Genomic DNA, 19,275 nt, shown 5'->3' with positions numbered 1-19,275 from the left:
CAGCAAAAAAGGCGCCTCTGTTCAGGGAGCCGCCTTTTCTGGTTGGGATTCTGGCTTACAACAAGTCGTACTGCTTGAGCTTCTTGCGCAGGGTGCCTCGGTTCAGTCCGAGCATCTCGCTGGCCTTGGTCTGGTTGCCCTTCACGTAGTTCATCACGCTTTCGAGCAGGGGCGCCTCGACTTCGGAGAGCACCAGGTTGTACACGTCCGTCACGGTCGCGCCTTCCAGGTGGGCGAAGTAGTTGTGCAGCGCCTTCTCGACGCTGTCGCGAAGGGTCTGGCCCTCTTCGCTCGGCGTGTTGAGGTGCTGTTTCAGGTTGGCGTTGTCGCTCACGGGCGTTGTTCCACTCACAAATGTCTCGGTCATCATCGTCATGCGGCCACCCCTTGTCCGTCCTCTGTCTCAAGGCTCTGTCGACGTTCGCTGAAAAACGCGCGAACGTTGGCGCACTGCGCTTGTGTGTCTTCCAAAGCGTTGAACCGGGAGCGAAACTCCTTGCCGCCGGGTCGTGTTGCCAGGTACCAGCCAACGTGCTTGCGGGCGATACGTACGCCCATCACATCGCCATAGAAGGCATGCAGCGCGGCCAGGTGCTCCAGCAGGATGCGTTCCACTTCCTCCAGCTGCGGCGCTGGCAGGTGTTCGCCAGTGCGCAAGTAATGCTCGATCTCGCGAAAGATCCATGGCCGCCCCTGGGCGGCCCGGCCGATCAACAGGCCATCGACCCCGGTGGCGTCCAGCACCGCCCGGGCCTTTTCTGGCGAGGTGATATCGCCGTTGGCAAAAACCGGAATCGACACCGCCTGCTTGATGGCAGCGATGGTGTCGTATTCGGCTTCGCCGGTGTACAGGTCGGCGCGTGTGCGGCCATGCACCGCCAGCGCCTGGATGCCGGCCTGCTCGGCAATCTTCGCCACGTTCAGGCCGTTCTTGTTCGCCCGGTCCCAGCCGGTGCGGATCTTCAGGGTCACCGGGACGTCCACGGCGCCGACCACGGCGTGGAGAATCTCGCTGACCAAGGCTTCATCTCTCAATAAAGCAGAGCCTGCGGCTTTGTTGCAGACTTTTTTTGCCGGGCAGCCCATGTTGATATCAATGATCTGGGCGCCTGCATCGACGTTGGCCTTTGCCGCCGCTGCCATCATCTGCGCATCACCACCGGCGATCTGTACCGAGCGTGGCTCGGGATCACCTTCATGGATGCGGCGCAGGCTCGACTTGCGGCTGTTCCACAGGCTCATGTCGCTGGAGACCATTTCCGACACCACCATGCCGGCGCCCAAGCGCTGGCAAAGTGTACGGAAAGGCTGGTCCGTGACCCCGGCCATGGGCGCGAGGATCAGGTTGTTACGTAGTGTGTATGGGCCGATGCGTACCGCCGACATAGGTGATCCCTGTTGTGGGGCCGAATCTTGGAGTTCGAAAAAGGGTTGGCATGATACCCGCTCTCGGTGACCGGATAAAGATGGATTTGGATAAAATCTGAACAGTTGTCGGCTTATGACTTTTGGTATGGGTGAGGATCCAGGACCTTGCGCGGCCCCTGTGGGAGCGGGCCTGCCCGCGAAGCAGGCGGCGCAATGGATGGCACGGGCTTCGCCCGTGTTCGCGGGCACGCCCGCTCCCACAGGGCTGCTGGTTATTCCGGCGAACGGAAGCTCAGGCTGTAATTAACGGCCTTCGGCCCTGGGTCGAGGATGTCCAGGGCGATATGGATCGGGGTCTGGCTTGGCATTTCGCCGCGCCCGGCCAGTTCGCCGGACAGGTATTCGCTGGGCTTGAAGCGACGGCTGGCGATCAGCTGGCCATTGAGGTCGGCGAAGCGCAGCTCCAGCAGCGGGAACGGCTGGGCGAACGGCGCGCGGTTGTAGATGATCGCATCGACGATCAGTGCGCCCTTGAAGTCCGGGTGGCTGCGTACTACCAGGTTGCTGCTCTTGATTCGAGCGATATCGACGCGGGTCGGCACTTCGCAGCCGACCAACGGGCAGACTTGCTGGAAGAGCGGCCGGTACTGGTCCTGGCGGGCCATTTCATCGAAGTGGAACCACACGTACTGGAACGCCAACAAGCCAGCAGCCAGCAGGGTCAGGAAGCCCCACAGCAGGCGCTTGCCCCAGTTGGGCGCGGGTTTTTCCCAGCCCAGTTGCAGCGGGTCGTCGACCACGTCGACCAGCGGCTCCTTGCGCGCCGGGCGCTCGGCTTTGCCGGCAAGGCCTGGTTCCAGGCGTTCGCCGGGCAGCGGCTCGACAGGCTCGCCAGCGCGCGCCGACAGGTGCAGCTCCAGCGGCTCGTCGTCGCGGGCGCTCAGGCCCCGTACAGGGGCCTCATCATCGCTGGCCCGCAGCGGTTCGTTGAATTCGGGGTGGTCATCGATTGCGGCGGTACTGTGTACCGGTGGTTCGTCGTCGATGTCCAGGTCAAGATTGCCACCTAACGTCGGCTCGGTACGCTCGCCTGGGGCGGGTTCCAGGTCCAGCTCCAGGGACTCCGGCTCCCGCAGCACGGGCGTGGGTTCTACCGCCTGTTGCGGCTCGAACGGCTCATCGGTTGCCGTACCGAACAGGTCGTCGGCATGTTCGTCCGGGTGCAGTTCGTCACGCCGCGCCTGCAGGCCGTCATCCTGGCTTGCCGGGCGAGCCGAGGCCGGTTGGCCGCGGCGCTCCAGGCGCTCCAGTTCCATGTCGAGGTCGAGCGCGTCCAGCGCCTGGCTGGTGAGCGCCCAGTCCTCGTCCGGAGTGGTGCCGGATTCGCTTGCGACAGGCTCGGGTGCGATCACCGGTTCGGCCAGCGGCTCGGCAGGGGCAGCAGGCATCGGTGCCGGCACCGCAGGTGCGCTGGCTCCGCCGGCGCGGTTCTGCTCCAGCAGCTGCTTGGCGGCGTTGAACACCTGCAGGCAGTGGCCGCAGCGCACTACACCGCGGGCCACGCTCAACTGGTGGTGGGTGACGCGAAAGCTGGTCTGGCAATGCGGGCACTGGGTGACGAAACTGTCGGTCATGCGGCAATCCGGGAGCTGTGCAGAAAAGTATTCTAGGCCCGCTTAGCGGCGGCGACCACTGATGCGCACCCAGCCGTCGCGCACGACGATCGGGTCCAGCTCGAAGTCGGCGGCATAGGCCGCGGCCACTTCCTCACCCTGCTCGGCGAGGATGCCCGACAGCGCCAGCAGGCCACCTGGGCGGACCAGGCCGGACAGCTGCGGTGCCAGCGACACCAGTGGGCCGGCGAGGATGTTGGCGACCAGCACGTCGGCCTGCATGGCCGGCATGTGCTCGGGCAGGTACAGCGCCAGCTTCTCATCGGCGATGCCGTTGCGCTGGGCGTTGTCGCGCGAAGCCTCGATGGCCTGCACGTCGATGTCGGTACCGACCGCCTCACGGGCGCCCAGCAGCAACGCGGCGATGGCCAGAATGCCCGAGCCGCAGCCGAAGTCCAGCACCTGGGCGCCTTCGAGCTGCTGGCCGTCGAGCCATTCCAGGCACAGGGCGGTGGTGGGGTGGGTACCGGTGCCGAACGCCAGGCCCGGGTCGAGCAGCAGGTTCACCGCGTCCTGTTCCGGGGCCTCGTGCCAGCTTGGCACGATCCACAGGCGGCGGCCGAAGCGCATCGGCTGGAAGTTGTCCATCCAGCTGCGTTCCCAGTCCTGGTCCTCGATCACCTCGGCCTGGTGCTCGGGCAGCTCGGCGCCGGTCAGCAGGCGCAGGTGGGCGAATACCTGCTCAGGGTCGGCATCGGCCTCGAACAGGGCCAGCAGGTGGGTGTGCGACCACAGCGGAGTGGTGTTGAGGTCTGGCTCGAAGATCGGTTGATCCTCGGCGTCCATGAACGTGACCGAGACGGCACCCACTTCGAGCAGGGCATCTTCGTAGGTTTCGGCTTGTTCCGGGCTGATGGCCAGGCGTACTTGCAGCCAGGGCATGGCGGGCACCTTTGGTAAATCGACAGGGGCAGCCCTAGGCTGCGCGAAGGCTGGCAGTTTACGCGAGTGCGGGGGGTTTGTAGAGGAGGCTGGGCACGGACATTGTGAGGGCTACTGCCTTGCACAACATTGAAATCCTGGCATGCACCCTGTGAGAGCGGGCGCGCCCGCGAACACGGGCGAAGCCCGTGCCATTCACCGCGGTGCTTGCTTCGCGGGCATGCCCGCTCCCACAGAAAAAACTGTGGTGCATCAGACAAAACAGAGGGAAAGCGACTCAGCTATATAAGCAGGCTTCTCTTCTCCCTCGATCTCCAGCGTGGCAATCGCCTTTAGCAGCCATTGCCCCGGTCTCTTTTCCGTCACTTCGGCCAGGTCCACCTTCAGCCGTACCTGGCTGTCGACCTTGACCGGCTGGATGAACCGCACGCTGTCCAGCCCATAGTTCACCACCATCTTCAGCCCTTCCGGCAGAACCAGGATGTCCTCGATCAGCTTGGGAATCAGCGACAATGTCAGGAAACCGTGGGCGATGGTGCAGCCGAACGGGGTTTTTGCCGCCTTTTCCGGGTCGACATGGATGAACTGGAAATCGCCCGTGGCTTCGGCGAACAGGTTGATGCGTTGCTGGTCGATCTTCAGCCAAGCCGAGCGGCCCAGTTCCTTACCAACGTACTGCGAAAGCTCTGTAACCGGTACATGGGGCATCGCGGACTCTCCGGATTGTCAGTTGGTACGAAAGTGCAAGATCAGCACGGCGAACCGTTTCAGTCAAGTTGCACGTTTTTCGACGAATATCGGTATATGACGGCACATGCTTATAATGGCGGCCATGCCCGAGGGAGATGCTTATGCTGTTGCGTGGTTTGACCTGGCTGGTGCTATTCCAGCTGCTGGGGACGGCAATCAACCATCTGTTGGTGCCGTTTCTGCCGGGGCCGATCATCGGCCTGTTGCTGCTTTTGTTCTTCCTCATGGCCCGTGGTGAGGTGGGCAAGCCGCTAAACGAGGCCGCCAGCAGCCTGCTGCGTTACCTGCCGCTGTTGCTGGTGCCACCAGCGGTGGGGGTGATGGTGTATGCCAGAGATATCGCCGCCGACTTCTGGGCCATTGCCGGTGCCTTGCTGATCTCCTGCCTGGTGACCCTGGTGTTCGTCGGCGTGTTGATGCAAAAGCTCATCCACCGTCAGGGCCGGAGCGAGGAGCAGCCATGATGCTCGACTGGCAAGGCGCACTGGATGCGGTCGTTCATCATCCCTTGTTCGGTATCGGCATCACGCTTGGGGCCTACCAGGTGGTGCTGGCGGCCTACGAGAAAACCCGCTGGATCTTCCTGCAGCCGGTACTGGTCTCGATGCTGCTGGTGATCGGCGTGCTGCTGGTGTGTGGCATCGACTACAGCGAATATCGCAAGAGCACCGAAATCATGAACATCCTGCTGGGGCCTGCCACCGTAGCCCTGGCTGTGCCGCTCTACCTCAACCTGCGGCGTATCCGACAGCTGTTCTGGCCCACATTTACTACGCTGGTAGTCGGAGGCCTGTTCGCTACGCTGTGCTGCCTGTTGCTGGGCTGGTGGTTCGGTGCCGAGCACATGATCCTGATGACCATGGCGCCGAAGTCGGTCACTTCGCCGATCGCCATGCTGGTGGCTGAGCAGATTGGCGGCGTGGCTGCCTTGGCGGCGGTGTTCGTGCTGATTACCGGGGTTATCGGGGCAATCTTCGGCCCGGCGTTGCTGAGCCGTTTTGGCGTGCATAGCCCCGAGGCCCGTGGCATGTCTTTGGGCGTGACCGCGCACGCAGTGGGCACTTCGGTGGCCCTGCAGGAAAGTGACGAATGCGGCGCCTTTGCCGCGCTGGCGATGAGCCTGATGGGGGTGGCCACGGCGGTGTTCCTGCCGCTGGCGGTCAGCCTGGTGGCTTGAGGACTTGTGATGACGCTACCGCTGTTTCCTCTCAATACCGTGCTGTTTCCTGGTTGTTTCCTCGATTTGCAGATTTTCGAGGCACGCTATCTGGACATGATCGGGCGCTGCATGAAGCGGGGCGAAGGTTTTGGTGTGGTGTGCATCCTCGAAGGCGAGCAGGTCGGCAAGGCGCCGCCGGTGGTCGCCTCGATCGGCTGCGAGGCGGTGATCCGTGACTTCGTGCAGCAGGATAACGGCTTGCTGGGTATCCGCGTCGAAGGCGTGCGGCGCTTCAACCTGGAAAGCACCGAGGTGCAGAAGGACCAGTTGCTGTTGGGGCAGGTGCAATGGCTGCCGGAGCAGGCGGACAGCCCGTTGCTCGAGGCGGACGAAGACCTGCTGGCGCTGCTGGTGGCCCTGGGTGAACACCCGATGGTCGAAGCCCTGGACATGCCGCGGCCTGTGGACGGGCGCCAGACGTTGGCCAACCAGTTGGCGTACCTGCTGCCCTTCATGGAAGAGGACAAGCTGGATCTGCTGACCCTCGACTCGCCACAGGAGCGGTTGGGGGAAATCCAGAAGCTGCTGGAGCGGATTCAGGGTGAATTGTTTGCCTGATAGTGATGTGTTGGCAGTGCCGGCCTCTTCGCGGGTAAACCCGCTCCCACAGGTACTGCATCAAGCCTGAGAACGGCGCTATCTCTGTGGAAGCGGGTTTACCCGCGAAGAGGCCGGTACAGGCGACATCAATATTGATACCGCAGCAAAGCCTGTGGCAGCGCATGCATGGCAAAGAACGCCAGCAACGCGACACACGCCGGCAACACCAGCCACCACACCCGCAGCGGCAAGGCCGGGAGTGTCTGGTGACGTTGCGCCAGTGCCAGGCTGAGCGCGCACACGCAGCACGCCAGCAAGGCCCCGGCGAGGATGTCGGTCGGCCAGTGCGCCCCGAGGTACACCCGTGACAGGGCAATCGCCAGCGCTGGAATGCAGCCCAGCATCACCCAGGTGAGGCGCATTCGCGGCGGCTGACCGCGACCGGCCAGCACTGCCATTACCAGGAAGAACGCAAACGACGCCGAACTGTGCCCACTGGGCATGCTGTAGCTGGTCAGCGGGTCGCTCAGCACTTCCGGGCGGGCCCGGGCGAACAGCCACTTCAGCGTGCCGTTGGCAAACGCCGTACCCATCAGTGCGCCCGCAGCGAACATGGCATGCCGCCACTGCCGGGCAAGCAGCAGCAGGCCCGTCAGCAGCCCGCCGAGGAATAACTGAGTGCGGAAATCGCCCAGCCGGGTCACCAGCACCACGGCGCCATCGATGGCCTGGCTGCGGTGCTCCTGCACCAGTGTCATCACGCCCTGGTCGAACTCGTGCAGGTAGGGCCAGCCGAGGAAGACCCCGGCCAAGGCCAGGAAACTCATGCCGGCGATCAGCCGGGTACCGTGGCGTTGATCACGAATGCTGGTGTTCAGGCTCAGCCCGATGATGACTGCCAGGGTGCCGGCGATGATCCCGGCATCCAGCCAGAAGCCTTCCGGCAAGGGCAGGCGCATGGCTGCGCCGGTAGCCCAGCCGGGCAGCAGGTAGGCCACTGCCCAGCCGGCACCGGCCACCAGGCTGACGGCGATGAACCGCGGCAGCGGCATGTCGAACATGCCGGCGACCATTGGCAGCATAGGCCGCAGCGGCCCGATGAAGCGCCCTACCAGCAGGCTGGCGATGCCGTAGCGCTGGAAGTAGGCCTCGGCGCTGCCGATCCATTCCGGATGGTGGCGCAGCAGGGGCAGCCTGCGAATGTTCTGGTGGAAGTACTTGCCCACCGTGTACGACAACGCATCGCCCACCAGGCCACCGAGAAAGCCCAGCAGCAGCGTTTCGCCCAGGCTGAAGGCGCCGCTGCCGGCCAGTACCGCGACCGCGAACAGCAGCACGGTGCCTGGCACTATGATGCCGGCAATGGCCAGGCACTCGATGCAGGCCACCAGGAATATCGCCAGGCCAAGCCACTGCGGGTTGGCGCTGAGCCAGCCAGTCAGGCTGTCGAGCCATTGGCCCATGGTTCAGCTTCCTTGTTCCAGAATGAAGAAGTCGCGGCCTTCGACTTGGCCGCGACGTAACGGGTTCCGCGTGCAGAAACGGGCGTATTCGGCATCGACGAAACGGTAGGGCAGGTGCTCGTCGCGGCCATGCGGGATGCCCAGGCGGGCGGCCTGGATCACCCGTGGCACGAAGTTGCCGCAATCCTCCACGTACAGGCGCTCGGCGTCAAAACGCTGGGCGTCCCAGTGCGGCACCTTCAGGCCCAGGGCGCGGCACAGCAAGGTCTGGCCGGCGCACAGGCGCTCGGCCGGGCGGAGGTTGCCGCTGGCATCGGGGTTGTTCAGTTGCATCTGTGCCAGGCTGTTCGGCCCCGAGCGGGCGTCCTGCCAAGGATAGGCCGACTTGATGAGCACCGCGTTGCCTGGCCCGTGGGCGCTGAAGTTCAGCGAGTCGCCGCCGCGGGCGTAGTACATATAGATGTGCCCACCATCGAGGAACAGCGCCTTGCGCTTTTCGGTGTAGCCGAGCGAGGCGTGGCTGCCTTTGTCGGTGAGGTAGTAGGCCTCGGTCTCGATGATGCGCGCGGCCAGCCACAGGTCGCCGTGGCGATGGCGTATGACTTTGCCCAGCAGGGCCTTGGCCAGGGTCTGGGCGTCGCGGTCGAAAAAGCTGTCGGGCAAGGCTGGCATGCGGGCGGTTCGTGGCTGGGACGGCGGGGATGATAGCAATGAATAGCTTAATCGAGGCTGAATCGAGTGGGATGTTGGCAGTGCCGGCCCTTTCGCGGGCTCGCCCGCTCCCACAGGTACCTCGGAGGTCCCAGGCCTTGTGCAATCCCTGTGGGAGCGGGTTTACCCGCGAAAAGGCCCTGATAGGAGATAGAAATTTCGATAACCCCGGTTACATCTTTCCTACACAATGCCCCCAGCCATTTTCTACCATCCGCCACCCGCCGCTGGGCGTACACTTGCGCGCCAGTTATAATCAGCCGATTTCCCCTTCGCCAAGACACCGAACCCATGACTGAGTCCGTTCTTGACTATATGACCCGCCTGGGTCGCGCTGCCCGTGAGGCTTCCCGGGTGATCGGCCGTGCCAGCACCGCGCAGAAGAACCGCGCCCTGCAAGCTGCCGCCGACGCACTGGACGCCGCTCGTGCCGAGCTGACCGCAGCCAACGAGCTGGACCTGGCCGCCGGCCGTGCCAACGGCCTGGAGCCCGCGCTGCTCGACCGCCTGGCGCTGACCCCGGCGCGTATCGACGGCATGATCACCGGCCTGCGCCAGGTGGCTGGCCTGCCGGACCCGGTCGGTGCCATCCGCGACATGAGCTACCGCCCATCCGGTATCCAGGTCGGCAAGATGCGCACGCCGCTGGGGGTGATCGGGATCATCTACGAATCGCGCCCGAACGTGACCATCGATGCCGCCAGCCTGTGCCTGAAGTCGGGTAACGCGACCATCCTGCGTGGCGGCTCCGAAGCCATCCACTCCAACCGCGCCATCGCCACCTGCATCCAGCGTGGCCTGGCCGCCGCCGGCCTGCCGGCAGCCGTGGTGCAGGTGGTCGAGACTACCGACCGCGAAGCCGTGGGCGCGCTGATCAGCATGCCGGAATTCGTCGACGTCATCGTGCCGCGCGGTGGCCGTGGCCTGATCGAACGCATCAGCCGCGATGCCCGCGTGCCAGTGATCAAGCACCTGGACGGTATCTGCCACGTCTATGTCAGCCAGCACGCCGACCTGGACAAGGCCTGGCGCGTTGCGTTCAACGCCAAGACTTACCGCTATGGCATCTGTGGTGCCATGGAAACGCTGCTGGTCGACCAGCAGGTGGCCGAGCGCTTCCTGCCGGAAATGGCCAGTCGCTTCCAGGAGAAGGGCGTCGAGCTGCGTGGCTGCGAGCGCACCCGGGCGATCATCGACGCCAAGCCCGCCACCGAGGCCGACTGGCACACCGAATACCTGGACGCGATCCTGTCGATTCGCGTGGTCGATGGGCTGGACCAGGCCATCGAGCACATCAACCACTATGGCTCGCACCATACCGACTCGATCATCAGCGAACACCAGGGTGAAGCCCGTCAGTTCATGGCCGAGGTCGACTCGGCGTCGGTCATGCTCAATACCCCGACCTGCTTCGCCGACGGCTTCGAGTACGGCCTGGGTGCGGAAATCGGCATTTCCACCGACAAGCTGCATGCCCGCGGCCCGGTCGGCCTGGAAGGCCTGACCTGCGAGAAGTACGTGGTGATCGGTGACGGCCAGCTGCGCGGCCAGGAGTCCTGCTGAGTTGAGCAAGGCCCAGGCAGTCCGGCGCATCGGCATTCTTGGCGGCACCTTCGACCCCGTGCACATCGGCCACCTGCGCAGCGCGCTGGAAGTGGCCGAGTTCATGGGGCTGGACGAGCTGCGCCTGCTGCCCAACGCCCGGCCGCCGCACCGCGACACCCCGCAGGTGGCCGCGCAGGACCGCCTGGCCATGGTGCAAGGCGCTGTACAGGGCGTGCCCTGCCTGAGCGTGGATGCCCGCGAACTGGCGCGCGACAAACCGTCGTACACCATAGACACGCTGGAATCGATCCGCGCCGAACTGGCCGCTGGCGACCAGTTGTTCCTGGTGCTGGGCTGGGATGCCTTCTGTGGCCTGCCCGGCTGGCACCGTTGGGAAGAATTGCTGCAACACTGTCACATCCTGGTGCTGCAACGCCCGGATGCCGACGTAGAACCCCCTGACGAGCTGCGCAACCTGCTGGCTGCGCGCTCGGAGAGCGATCCCACCGCCTTGTCCGGCCCGGCGGGAAACATTTCGTTCGTCTGGCAGACGCCGCTTGCGGTGTCGGCTACACAGATCCGACAGCTGCTGGCCAGCGGCAAATCGGTGAGGTTCCTGGTGCCGGACGCCGTACTGGCCTACATCGAGGCGCACGAACTGTATCGTGCACCTAACTGACGGTGCCTCTGGCGCCTCATCCAACGAGTTGAACGAGTTTTATATGACCAAGCAGAAAATCCACGGCGAAGAACTGGTCGCCCTGACCAAGGCAGCGCTGGAAGACGTCAAGGCCCAGGACATCCAGGTCATCGACGTGCGCGAAAAGCACAGCCTGACCGACTACATGATCATTGCCACCGGTACCTCCAACCGCCAGATCAACGCGATGCTGGAAAAGGTCCGCGAAGCGGTCAAGGCCAAGGGCGCCCAGCCGCTGGGTGAAGAAGGCAAGGGCGACAGCGACTGGGTACTGCTGGACCTGAACGACGTCATCGTGCACATGATGACCGCCGCTGCCCGCCAGTTCTACGACCTGGAGCGCCTGTGGCAGGGGGCCGAGCAAAGCCGTGCCGCCGATGGCAAGCACCACAGCCCGGACCATGCCCACGAGTACTCCGACAAGCTCAAGGACCGGGAATAAGGAAAGCGCTGTGCGTCTGCGCCTGATCGCGGTCGGCTCGCGCATGCCGAAGTGGGTCGAGGAAGGCTGGCATGAATATGCCAAGCGCCTGCCCGCCGAGCTGTCGCTGGAGCTGGTGGAAATCCCGCTGAACACTCGTGGCAAGAATGCCGACGTCGCCCGCCTGATCCGTCAGGAGGGCGAAGCCATGCTGAGCAAGGTTCAGCCAGGGGAACGCATCGTCACCCTCGAGGTCCATGGCAAGCCCTGGAGTACCGAGCAGCTGGCGACCGAGCTGGACCGCTGGCGCCTGGATGCGCGCACGGTGAATTTGATGGTGGGCGGCCCGGAAGGCCTGGCGCCCGAGGTCTGTGCGCGCGCCGAGCAACGCTGGTCGCTGTCGCCGCTGACCTTGCCGCACCCATTGGTAAGGATACTCATCGGCGAGCAGATCTACCGCGCCTGGACCGTGCTGTCCGGGCATCCTTACCATAAATGAGCCTGTAAGCAGTCCGATGTCGCAGCCGATCCGTCTCAAGGACCACGAGAAAGACGCCCGCCTGGTGCGCAACCGCGTCGTGGTCGGCGCAGTCGCGATCATGCTGCTTATCTGCGTGCTGATTGCGCGTCTGTACTACCTGCAGGTCATCCAGCACGACTATCACTCGACGCTGTCGGAGAACAACCGGGTGCATGTGCAGCCGATCCCGCCGACCCGCGGGCTGATCTTTGACCGCAACGGGGTGATCGTCGCCGACAACCGGCCCAGCTTCAGCCTGTCGATGACCCGCGAACGTGCGGGTAACTGGCAGGAAGTGCTGGATACCATCGTCGAAGTGCTGGAGTTGACGCCCGACGACCGCGCCCTGTTCGAGAAGCGCATGCGCCAGGGCCGCAGGCCGTTCGAGCCGGTGCCGATCCTGTTCGAACTCAACGAAGAGCAGATCGCCCGCGTGGCGGTGAACCAGTTCCGCCTGCCGGGCGTGGAAGTGGTGGCCCAGTTGGTGCGCCATTACCCGCAGGGCGCGCATTTTGCCCATTCGGTGGGGTATGTGGGGCGGATCAACGAGAAAGAGCTGAAAACCCTCGACCCGGTGAACTACAGCGGCACCCACCACATCGGCAAGACCGGCATCGAACGCTTCTACGAAGCCGACCTGCATGGCCAGGTGGGCTACGAGGAAGTCGAGACCAACGCCCGCGGCCGCGTGCTGCGGGTGCTCAAGCGCACCGACCCGAAACCGGGCAAGGACATCGTGCTGAGCCTGGACATCAAGCTGCAGGAGGCCGCCGAGGCTGCCCTGGGTGGCCGGCGTGGTGCGGTGGTGGCGCTCGACCCGCGTACCGGCGAGGTGCTGGCGATGGTCAGCCAGCCCAGCTTCGACCCCAACCTGTTCGTCACCGGCATCGGCTTCAAAGCCTATGCCGAACTGCGCGACTCGATCGACCGACCGCTGTTCAACCGCGTGCTGCGCGGCCTGTACCCGCCAGGTTCGACCATCAAGCCGGCGGTGGCCATCGCCGGCCTGGACAGCGGCGTGGTCAATGCCGGCAGCCGGGTGTTCGACCCGGGCTACTACCAGCTGCCCAACTACGACCACAAATACCGTAACTGGAACCGTTCGGGCGATGGCTGGGTCGACCTGGACACCGCGATCATGCGCTCCAACGACACCTACTTCTACGACCTTGCCCACAAGATGGGCATCGATCGGCTGTCCAGCTACATGAACAAGTTCGGCATCGGCCAGCGGGTTTCCCTCGACATGTTCGAGGAATCCGCCGGGCTGATGCCATCGCGTGAATGGAAGCGCGCCACCCGCCGCCAGGCCTGGTTCCCCGGCGAAACCCTGATCCTCGGCATCGGCCAGGGCTACATGCAGGCCACGCCGCTGCAACTGGCCCAGGCCACTGCGCTGATCGCCAACAAGGGCGTGTGGAACCGCCCGCACCTGGCCAAGACCATCGAAGGCCAGCCGCCGGTGGACGACAACCCCATGGAAAACATCGTGCTGCGTGACAAGTCCGACTGGGCCAAGGTCACTCATGGCATGGAGCAGGTGATGCACAATGCCCGCGGTACCGCACGCAAGGCGGCCATCGGCTCGCAATATCGCATTGCCGGCAAGAGTGGTACCGCCCAGGTGGTGGCAATCAAGCAGGGCGAGAAGTACGACCGCAACAAGCTTCAGGAGCGCCACCGCGACCACGCCCTGTTCGTCGCCTTCGCCCCGGCCGAGGACCCGAAGATCGTGGTTTCGGTGATGGTCGAGAACGGGGAGTCCGGCTCGGGCGTCGCCGCCCCGGTGGTGCGCCAGGTGATGGACGCCTGGTTGCTCGACGAAAACGGCCGGCTCAAGCCCGAGTTCGCGCCTGCCACCGTTACCCAGGAATCAGCCCTGTGATGAACAATTTCGATCGCATGCTCTCCAGCGAGGATGTGATGCGTCGGCGCGCCAGCTTTCTGCAGCGCATCCACGTCGACGGCCCTTTGCTGATCATTCTGCTGACCCTCGCGGCCGGCAGCCTGTTCGTCCTGTATTCGGCCAGTGGCAAGAACTGGGACCTGCTGCTCAAGCAGGCCACCTCGTTCGGCATCGGCCTGGTGTCGATGTTCATCATCGCCCAGCTGGAGCCGCGCTTCATGGCTCGCTGGGTGCCGCTGGCCTACCTGGCCGGGGTGCTGTTGCTGGTGGTGGTGGACGTGATGGGCCACAACGCCATGGGCGCCACGCGCTGGATCAACATCCCCGGGGTGATCCGCTTCCAGCCCTCGGAGTTCATGAAGATCATCATGCCGGCGACCATCGCCTGGTACCTGTCCAAGCGCACGTTGCCGCCGCATCTGAAGCATGTGGCGATCAGCCTGGTGCTGATCGGCGTGCCGTTCATCCTGATCGTGCGCCAGCCCGACCTGGGTACGGCGCTGCTGATCCTCGCCTCCGGGGCTTTCGTGCTGTTCATGGGCGGCCTGCGCTGGCGCTGGATCCTCAGCGTACTGGCGGCTGCGGTGCCAGTGGCGGTGGCGATGTGGTTCTTCGTCATGCATGACTACCAGAAGCAACGGGTACTAACCTTCCTCGACCCGGAAAGCGACCCGTTGGGCACTGGCTGGAACATCATCCAGTCGAAGGCGGCGATCGGCTCGGGCGGTGTTTTCGGCAAGGGCTGGCTGCTCGGCACCCAGTCGCATCTGGATTTCCTGCCGGAAAGCCACACAGACTTCATCATCGCGGTGCTCGGCGAGGAATTCGGCCTGGTCGGCATCTGCCTGCTGCTGATCGTCTACCTGCTGCTGATCGGTCGTGGCCTGATGATCACTGCCCAGGCGCAGACCCTGTTCGGCAAGCTGCTGGCGGGAAGCCTGACCATGACCTTCTTTGTGTACGTGTTCGTCAATATCGGTATGGTCAGCGGCCTTCTGCCCGTGGTGGGCGTGCCGCTGCCCTTCATCAGCTATGGCGGAACTTCGTTGGTGACGCTGCTGTCAGCGTTTGGCGTTCTGATGTCGATCCACACGCACCGCAAATGGATCGCTCAGGTTTGAATAAGGTGAAGAATTTCATGCAAGCAGTGCGTAACTGGGCTGCCCGTTGTGCGCCGTGGATCGGCGCGGTGGGCCTGTTCGGCGCTGTACAGCTGGCCCATGCCGGCGATTATCAGGGCTCGCCGCAGGTGGCCCAGTTCGTTGGCGAAATGAGCCGCGACTATGGCTTTGCCCCTGAGCAGCTGATGGGTGTGTTCGCGGAGGTGCAGCGCAAACAGTCGATCCTCGACGCCATTTCGCGCCCGGCCGAACGGGTAAAGCCGTGGAAGGACTACCGGCCGATGTTCATCACTGACGCGCGTATTGCCCGCGGTGTGGACTTCTGGCGCCAGCACGAGGCGGTGCTGGCCCGTGCCGAGCAGGAATATGGCGTGCCGGCGCAGTACATCGTTGCCATCATCGGCGTGGAAACCTTCTTTGGCCGCAACACCGGTAATTACCGGGTGATCGATGCCTTGTCGACCTTGGGCTTCGACTACCCGCCACGGGCGGAGTTCTTCCGCAAGGAGCTGCGCGAATTCCTGCTGCTGGCCCGTGAGGAACAGCTCGACCCGCTGACGCTCAAAGGCTCCTATGCTGGTGCAATGGGCCTGCCGCAGTTCATGCCGAGCAGCTTCCGCAACTTCGCGGTGGACTTCGACGGCGACGGCCACATCAATATCTGGAACAACCCGGACGACGCCATTGGCAGCGTGGCCAGCTACTTCAAGCGCCACGGCTGGGTGGCCGGCGAAGGTGTGGTCAGCCGCGCCTGGGTGGACGGTGGGCGCGCCGACGAAGGCCTGACCACCGGCATCGAGCCGGTAAAAACCGTTGGGGAGTTGCGCACGCTTGGCTGGTCGGTCCATGATTCGTTGCGCGATGATCTGCCGGTTACCGCCTTCCGTCTCGAGGGCGACAATGGCCCCGAGTACTGGATGGGCCTGAAGAACTTCTACGCGATCACTCGCTACAACCGCAGCGTGATGTATGCCATGGCGGTGCATCAGCTATCGGAACAGCTGGTTCAAGCACGGGGCGTCAAGTAATGCGCGCAATCATCTCTGGCAAGTCTTTCAAGCTGCTCACCTGCCTCGCCGTGGGCGTGGTGCTGGCCAGCTGTTCGTCCAACCGCCCGCCCCAGCAAAGCAGTGGCAACGTGGTGCGCACCCAGCCGGGCCTGGACATCAACCGCGCGCACAAGGACGGCGCGCCGTGGTGGGACGTGGATGTGAACAAGATCCCCGACGCCACGCCAACCGTGCACACCGGCAACTACAAGGCCAACCCGTACACGGTGCTGGGCAAGACCTACTACCCGATGCAGGACTCGCGCAACTATCGCGCGGAGGGCACCGCGTCGTGGTACGGCACCAAGTTCCACGGCCAGAACACCGCCAACGGCGAGCTGTACGACCTGTACGGCATGAGCGCGGCGCACAAGACCCTGCCGCTGCCGGCCTACGTGCGGGTGACCAACCTGGCCAACGGCCGTAGCGTAATCCTGCGGGTGAACGACCGTGGGCCGTTCTATTCGGACCGCATCATCGACTTGTCCTATGCCGCGGCGAAAAAACTCGGTTATGCCGAGATTGGCACCGCGCACGTGCGCGTCGAAGGTATCGACCCGCAGCAGTGGTGGGCCCAGCGTGGCCAGACACCACCGATGGTGCTCAAGGAGCCCCAGGTGGCCCAGACCCAGGCGATCCCGGCCAGTACCGGGCGCGTCGAGCAATGGACCCCGCCGCCCCAGCAGCATGCGGCGCCGGTGGTGCCGGTGCAGGTGGCCGGCAACAACGTGCCGGCCGGCAGTGGCGGCAGCTTCCTGCAGGTGGGTGCCTTCGCCAACCCGGACGCCGCCGAACTGCTGCGCTCCAAGCTCAGCAGCATGGTCAGCGCGCCAGTGTTCATCAGCTCGATCGTGCGTAACCAGCAGACCCTGCACCGCGTGCGCCTCGGGCCGATCAACAGCCAGGGCGAGATCCAGCAAGCGCAGGACAGCATCCGCCTGGCGAACCTTGGGCAGGCCAAGCTGGTCACAGCTGACTGACCGCGTTGCCTTCTTCGCGGGCACGCCCGCTCCCACAGGGCATGCGAAACCCTGTGGGAGCGGGCGCGCCCGCGAAGAAGGCAACACCAAACTGTCGGTTTTGTCATGAATTGACGGGCGCGGGCATGTACAATGTCGGCTTTTGCCCGCAGCGACATAAAGCCGCACATTGCGAGCCAGGCCTACGGCCGCAAAAACTAGACTGACTGGCGCTGGGCACATGATCTTGCCCAGGGAACATCAGACCATTAGCGATTTTCGAGAGACGGATGAACATCACCAACCTTGCCAAACGACTTTGCCTGCCCGTACTGCTGATGATCACGCCTGCCGCCTTCGCGGCTGAGCAGATGACGCCGGCGCCACCGCAACTGGCAGCCAAGTCCTACGTACTCATGGATGCGTCCAGCGGCAACGTGCTGGTCGAGAACAACGGTGACGAGCGCCTGCCGCCTGCCAGCCTGACCAAGCTGATGACGGCCTACATCGCCACCCTGGACATCCGTCGCGGCCAGATCGGTGAAAACGACCCGGTTACCGTCAGCGAAAACGCCTGGCGGACCGGCGGTTCGCGCATGTTCATCAAGGTGGGCAGCCAGGTGACCGTCAGCGACCTGCTGCACGGCATCATCATCCAGTCCGGCAACGACGCCTCGGTTGCCCTGGCCGAGCACATCGCCGGCAGCGAAGACGCCTTCGCCGACATGATGAACAAGACCGCTGCCGACCTGGGCATGGCCAACAGCCACTTCATGAACCCGACCGGCCTACCGCACCCGGACCATTACTCGTCGGCCCACGACATGGCTACCCTGGCCCGTGCGATCATCAACGTCGACCCGGCCCACTACGCCATCTACTCGCAGAAAGAGTTCTTCTGGAACAACATCAAGCAGCCAAACCGCAACCTGCTGCTGTGGCGTGACAAGACTGTCGACGGCCTGAAGACCGGCCACACCGACGAAGCCGGCTACTGCATGGTGGCTTCGGCCGTTCGCGATGGCCAGCGCCTGATCGCCGTGGTCTTCGGCACCAACAGCGAGCAGTCGCGTGCTGCCGAGACCCAGAAGCTGCTGACCTATGGCTTCCGCTTCTTCGAAACCCAGACCTTCTACCAGAAGGGTACCGAGCTGACCAAGTCGCCGGTCTGGAAGGGCGCGACTGGCGAAGTGAAAGCTGGCCTGGCCAACGACCTGACCCTGACTATGCCTAAAGGCCAATTGAAGCGCCTGCAGGCTTCGATGACCATGAACCCGCAGCTCACCGCGCCAATCGCCAAAGGTGACGTGATCGGCAAAGTGGAAGTCAAACTGGACGAGAAAGTGGTTCACAGCGCCGACCTGATCGCCCTCGATGGCGTCGAGGAAGGTGGTTTCTTCCGCCGTATGTGGGATAGCATCCGTCTATTCTTCTACGGGTTGTTCAACTGATACGTGACCTGCATGCCCCCGCGTATCCTGCGGGGGCGTTGTTGTTGCCACGGCTTACGAGGCCGTTTCCGCCATGAGCGAACCAGACGTCAAGTCGCACAAGATCGAATTCCCCTGCGACGATTACCCGATCAAGGTCATCGGTGACACCGTTGTCGGCTTCAAGGACACGGTGATCGAGATCCTGAGCAAGCACGCGAAGGTCGACCTTTCCACCCTGGCCGAGCGCCAGAGCAAGGAAGGCAAGTACACCACCGTGCAATTGCACATCGTTGCCGAAAGCGAGAACCAGCTGCACGATATCAACAGCGCCCTGCGCGCTACCGGCATCGTGAAAATGGTGCTCTGATGTCCGCCTGCCTCGGTTTTCGCGAGCTTGGCCTGCAGCCCTACGAACCGGTGCTGGAGGCCATGCGTCGCTTCACCGAGCAGCGTAGCCCGGACAGCCAGGATGAAGTCTGGCTGGTCGAGCACCCCGCGGTCTTCACCCAGGGCCAGGCCGGCAAGGCCGAGCACCTGCTGGTGCCGGGCGACATCCCGGTAGTGCAGACCGATCGCGGTGGCCAGGTGACCTACCATGGCCCCGGGCAGCTGGTGGCCTACCTGCTGCTGGATGTGCGCCGGCTGGGCTTTGGCGTGCGTGAGCTGGTCAGCCGTATCGAGCAGACCCTCATCGACCTGCTCGCCAGTTACGATGTCCAGGCCGCGGCCAAGCCCGATGCCCCGGGCGTCTATGTCGACGGAGCGAAAATCGCCTCCCTCGGCCTGCGAATCCGCAACGGCCGTTCGTTCCACGGCCTTGCCCTGAACGTGGACATGGACCTCGCGCCATTCCGCCGAATCAACCCCTGCGGCTATGCGGGGCTGGCGATGACCCAGCTGCGCGACCTGGCAGGTCCGATCGAACTCGACGAGGTCAGGACAAGGCTGCGCGGACAGCTGGTCAAGCACCTCGACTACGCTGAGCAGACGACCCTCACGGGCGGAATCGACTGAA

General features: G+C 64.0%; 21 protein-coding genes. 14 read left to right on the top strand and 7 right to left on the bottom strand.

Annotated features, from left to right (window positions below; translation table 11 throughout):
* Positions 1-55: 55 nt before the first annotated feature.
* The 5 genes from fis to KDB76_RS25500 form a co-directional block, all read right to left on the bottom strand.
* Positions 56-376 carry a DNA-binding transcriptional regulator Fis gene (gene fis, locus KDB76_RS25520; protein ID WP_012274390.1) on the bottom strand — a complete coding sequence of 107 codons (321 nt, stop codon included), beginning with the start codon at positions 374-376 and terminating at the stop codon, positions 56-58.
* A complete protein-coding gene (gene dusB / locus KDB76_RS25515) occupies positions 373-1,386 on the bottom strand; it encodes a tRNA dihydrouridine synthase DusB (RefSeq protein WP_013974369.1) in 1,014 nt (337 codons plus the stop codon). The genes fis and dusB overlap by 4 nt, the downstream gene beginning before the upstream one ends.
* Positions 1,387-1,640: 254 nt before the next feature.
* Positions 1,641-3,002, bottom strand: coding sequence for a DUF3426 domain-containing protein (locus tag KDB76_RS25510; RefSeq protein WP_038410162.1), 1,362 nt, complete (start codon positions 3,000-3,002; stop codon positions 1,641-1,643).
* A 42-nt stretch (positions 3,003-3,044) separates the two neighbouring features.
* Positions 3,045-3,923 carry a 50S ribosomal protein L11 methyltransferase gene (gene prmA / locus KDB76_RS25505; protein ID WP_024087793.1) on the bottom strand — a complete coding sequence of 293 codons (879 nt, stop codon included), beginning with the start codon at positions 3,921-3,923 and terminating at the stop codon, positions 3,045-3,047.
* A 252-nt stretch (positions 3,924-4,175) separates the two neighbouring features.
* On the bottom strand, positions 4,176-4,631 hold the full coding sequence (locus KDB76_RS25500; RefSeq protein ID WP_024087792.1) for a MaoC family dehydratase: 456 nt from the start codon (positions 4,629-4,631) through the stop codon (positions 4,176-4,178).
* A gap of 143 nt (positions 4,632-4,774) precedes the next feature.
* Between KDB76_RS25500 and KDB76_RS25495 the strand changes: the two genes are divergently transcribed.
* From KDB76_RS25495 to KDB76_RS25485, 3 genes are read left to right on the top strand one after another with little or no spacing between them, the layout of a single operon-like run.
* Positions 4,775-5,137: a CidA/LrgA family protein gene (locus KDB76_RS25495; RefSeq protein WP_003257558.1), complete on the top strand. Its 363-nt coding sequence runs from the start codon at positions 4,775-4,777 to the stop codon at positions 5,135-5,137.
* Positions 5,134-5,850 (top strand): LrgB family protein, encoded by a 717-nt coding sequence (locus KDB76_RS25490; protein WP_013974365.1) that lies wholly within the window; start codon positions 5,134-5,136, stop codon positions 5,848-5,850. The genes KDB76_RS25495 and KDB76_RS25490 overlap by 4 nt, the downstream gene beginning before the upstream one ends.
* A gap of 9 nt (positions 5,851-5,859) precedes the next feature.
* Positions 5,860-6,450, top strand: coding sequence for an LON peptidase substrate-binding domain-containing protein (locus KDB76_RS25485; RefSeq protein ID WP_013974364.1), 591 nt, complete (start codon positions 5,860-5,862; stop codon positions 6,448-6,450).
* Positions 6,451-6,578: 128 nt separating this feature from the next.
* Here the strand turns inward: KDB76_RS25485 and KDB76_RS25480 are convergent, their stop codons facing one another.
* Both KDB76_RS25480 and KDB76_RS25475 read right to left on the bottom strand, forming a co-directional pair.
* Entirely contained in the window at positions 6,579-7,895 is a 1,317-nt protein-coding gene (locus KDB76_RS25480) for a bifunctional DedA family/phosphatase PAP2 family protein (RefSeq protein WP_013974363.1), read from the bottom strand.
* Positions 7,896-7,898: 3 nt separating this feature from the next.
* Positions 7,899-8,567 (bottom strand): DNA-3-methyladenine glycosylase, encoded by a 669-nt coding sequence (locus KDB76_RS25475; RefSeq protein ID WP_013974362.1) that lies wholly within the window; start codon positions 8,565-8,567, stop codon positions 7,899-7,901.
* A gap of 330 nt (positions 8,568-8,897) precedes the next feature.
* Between KDB76_RS25475 and KDB76_RS25470 the strand changes: the two genes are divergently transcribed.
* The 11 genes from KDB76_RS25470 (at position 8,898) to lipB (ending at position 19,274) form a co-directional block, all read left to right on the top strand.
* Positions 8,898-10,169, top strand: coding sequence for a glutamate-5-semialdehyde dehydrogenase (locus tag KDB76_RS25470; protein ID WP_003257568.1), 1,272 nt, complete (start codon positions 8,898-8,900; stop codon positions 10,167-10,169).
* Position 10,170: 1 nt separating this feature from the next.
* Positions 10,171-10,830: a nicotinate-nucleotide adenylyltransferase gene (nadD, locus tag KDB76_RS25465; RefSeq protein ID WP_013974360.1), complete on the top strand. Its 660-nt coding sequence runs from the start codon at positions 10,171-10,173 to the stop codon at positions 10,828-10,830.
* A gap of 43 nt (positions 10,831-10,873) precedes the next feature.
* A complete protein-coding gene (gene rsfS, locus KDB76_RS25460; protein WP_013974359.1) occupies positions 10,874-11,293 on the top strand; it encodes a ribosome silencing factor in 420 nt (139 codons plus the stop codon).
* Positions 11,294-11,303: 10 nt separating this feature from the next.
* On the top strand, positions 11,304-11,771 hold the full coding sequence (rlmH, locus tag KDB76_RS25455; RefSeq protein WP_003249722.1) for a 23S rRNA (pseudouridine(1915)-N(3))-methyltransferase RlmH: 468 nt from the start codon (positions 11,304-11,306) through the stop codon (positions 11,769-11,771).
* A gap of 16 nt (positions 11,772-11,787) precedes the next feature.
* Complete coding sequence (gene mrdA, locus KDB76_RS25450; protein WP_015271942.1) at positions 11,788-13,677, top strand: penicillin-binding protein 2; 1,890 nt, start codon at positions 11,788-11,790, stop codon at positions 13,675-13,677.
* Between the two features lie 38 nt (positions 13,678-13,715).
* Positions 13,716-14,819 (top strand): rod shape-determining protein RodA, encoded by a 1,104-nt coding sequence (gene rodA, locus KDB76_RS25445; protein WP_015271941.1) that lies wholly within the window; start codon positions 13,716-13,718, stop codon positions 14,817-14,819.
* A 17-nt stretch (positions 14,820-14,836) separates the two neighbouring features.
* Positions 14,837-15,847: a lytic murein transglycosylase B gene (gene mltB / locus KDB76_RS25440; RefSeq protein WP_038410161.1), complete on the top strand. Its 1,011-nt coding sequence runs from the start codon at positions 14,837-14,839 to the stop codon at positions 15,845-15,847.
* Positions 15,847-16,848: a septal ring lytic transglycosylase RlpA family protein gene (locus KDB76_RS25435; RefSeq protein WP_013974354.1), complete on the top strand. Its 1,002-nt coding sequence runs from the start codon at positions 15,847-15,849 to the stop codon at positions 16,846-16,848. The genes mltB and KDB76_RS25435 overlap by 1 nt, the downstream gene beginning before the upstream one ends.
* Before the next feature lie 269 nt (positions 16,849-17,117).
* Positions 17,118-18,278, top strand: coding sequence for a D-alanyl-D-alanine carboxypeptidase family protein (locus KDB76_RS25430; RefSeq protein ID WP_013974353.1), 1,161 nt, complete (start codon positions 17,118-17,120; stop codon positions 18,276-18,278).
* Between the two features lie 73 nt (positions 18,279-18,351).
* On the top strand, positions 18,352-18,627 hold the full coding sequence (locus tag KDB76_RS25425) for a DUF493 domain-containing protein (RefSeq protein WP_003249736.1): 276 nt from the start codon (positions 18,352-18,354) through the stop codon (positions 18,625-18,627).
* Complete coding sequence (gene lipB, locus KDB76_RS25420) at positions 18,627-19,274, top strand: lipoyl(octanoyl) transferase LipB (protein ID WP_013974352.1); 648 nt, start codon at positions 18,627-18,629, stop codon at positions 19,272-19,274. Before KDB76_RS25425 ends, lipB begins: the two co-directional genes overlap by 1 nt.
* Position 19,275 lies beyond the last annotated feature (1 nt).

This window comes from Pseudomonas sp. JS425, from assembly GCF_018223845.1.
Lineage (GTDB): Bacteria > Pseudomonadota > Gammaproteobacteria > Pseudomonadales > Pseudomonadaceae > Aquipseudomonas > Aquipseudomonas asiatica.
This window is presented reverse-complemented; position numbering and strand designations above follow the sequence as displayed.

What these genes read in the sequence shown, in the direction of transcription:
- fis (WP_012274390.1), bottom strand. Translation starts at nt 376, where the DNA reads ATGACGATGATGACCGAGACATTTGTGAGTGGAACAACGCCCGTGAGC.
- dusB (WP_013974369.1), bottom strand. Translation starts at nt 1,386, where the DNA reads ATGTCGGCGGTACGCATCGGCCCATACACACTACGTAACAACCTGATC.
- KDB76_RS25510 (WP_038410162.1), bottom strand. Translation starts at nt 3,002, where the DNA reads ATGACCGACAGTTTCGTCACCCAGTGCCCGCATTGCCAGACCAGCTTT.
- prmA (WP_024087793.1), bottom strand. Translation starts at nt 3,923, where the DNA reads ATGCCCTGGCTGCAAGTACGCCTGGCCATCAGCCCGGAACAAGCCGAA.
- KDB76_RS25500 (WP_024087792.1), bottom strand. Translation starts at nt 4,631, where the DNA reads ATGCCCCATGTACCGGTTACAGAGCTTTCGCAGTACGTTGGTAAGGAA.
- KDB76_RS25495 (WP_003257558.1), top strand. Translation starts at nt 4,775, where the DNA reads ATGCTGTTGCGTGGTTTGACCTGGCTGGTGCTATTCCAGCTGCTGGGG.
- KDB76_RS25490 (WP_013974365.1), top strand. Translation starts at nt 5,134, where the DNA reads ATGATGCTCGACTGGCAAGGCGCACTGGATGCGGTCGTTCATCATCCC.
- KDB76_RS25485 (WP_013974364.1), top strand. Translation starts at nt 5,860, where the DNA reads ATGACGCTACCGCTGTTTCCTCTCAATACCGTGCTGTTTCCTGGTTGT.
- KDB76_RS25480 (WP_013974363.1), bottom strand. Translation starts at nt 7,895, where the DNA reads ATGGGCCAATGGCTCGACAGCCTGACTGGCTGGCTCAGCGCCAACCCG.
- KDB76_RS25475 (WP_013974362.1), bottom strand. Translation starts at nt 8,567, where the DNA reads ATGCCAGCCTTGCCCGACAGCTTTTTCGACCGCGACGCCCAGACCCTG.
- KDB76_RS25470 (WP_003257568.1), top strand. Translation starts at nt 8,898, where the DNA reads ATGACTGAGTCCGTTCTTGACTATATGACCCGCCTGGGTCGCGCTGCC.
- rsfS (WP_013974359.1), top strand. Translation starts at nt 10,874, where the DNA reads ATGACCAAGCAGAAAATCCACGGCGAAGAACTGGTCGCCCTGACCAAG.
- mrdA (WP_015271942.1), top strand. Translation starts at nt 11,788, where the DNA reads ATGTCGCAGCCGATCCGTCTCAAGGACCACGAGAAAGACGCCCGCCTG.
- rodA (WP_015271941.1), top strand. Translation starts at nt 13,716, where the DNA reads ATGCGTCGGCGCGCCAGCTTTCTGCAGCGCATCCACGTCGACGGCCCT.
- mltB (WP_038410161.1), top strand. Translation starts at nt 14,837, where the DNA reads ATGCAAGCAGTGCGTAACTGGGCTGCCCGTTGTGCGCCGTGGATCGGC.
- KDB76_RS25435 (WP_013974354.1), top strand. Translation starts at nt 15,847, where the DNA reads ATGCGCGCAATCATCTCTGGCAAGTCTTTCAAGCTGCTCACCTGCCTC.
- KDB76_RS25430 (WP_013974353.1), top strand. Translation starts at nt 17,118, where the DNA reads ATGAACATCACCAACCTTGCCAAACGACTTTGCCTGCCCGTACTGCTG.
- KDB76_RS25425 (WP_003249736.1), top strand. Translation starts at nt 18,352, where the DNA reads ATGAGCGAACCAGACGTCAAGTCGCACAAGATCGAATTCCCCTGCGAC.
- lipB (WP_013974352.1), top strand. Translation starts at nt 18,627, where the DNA reads ATGTCCGCCTGCCTCGGTTTTCGCGAGCTTGGCCTGCAGCCCTACGAA.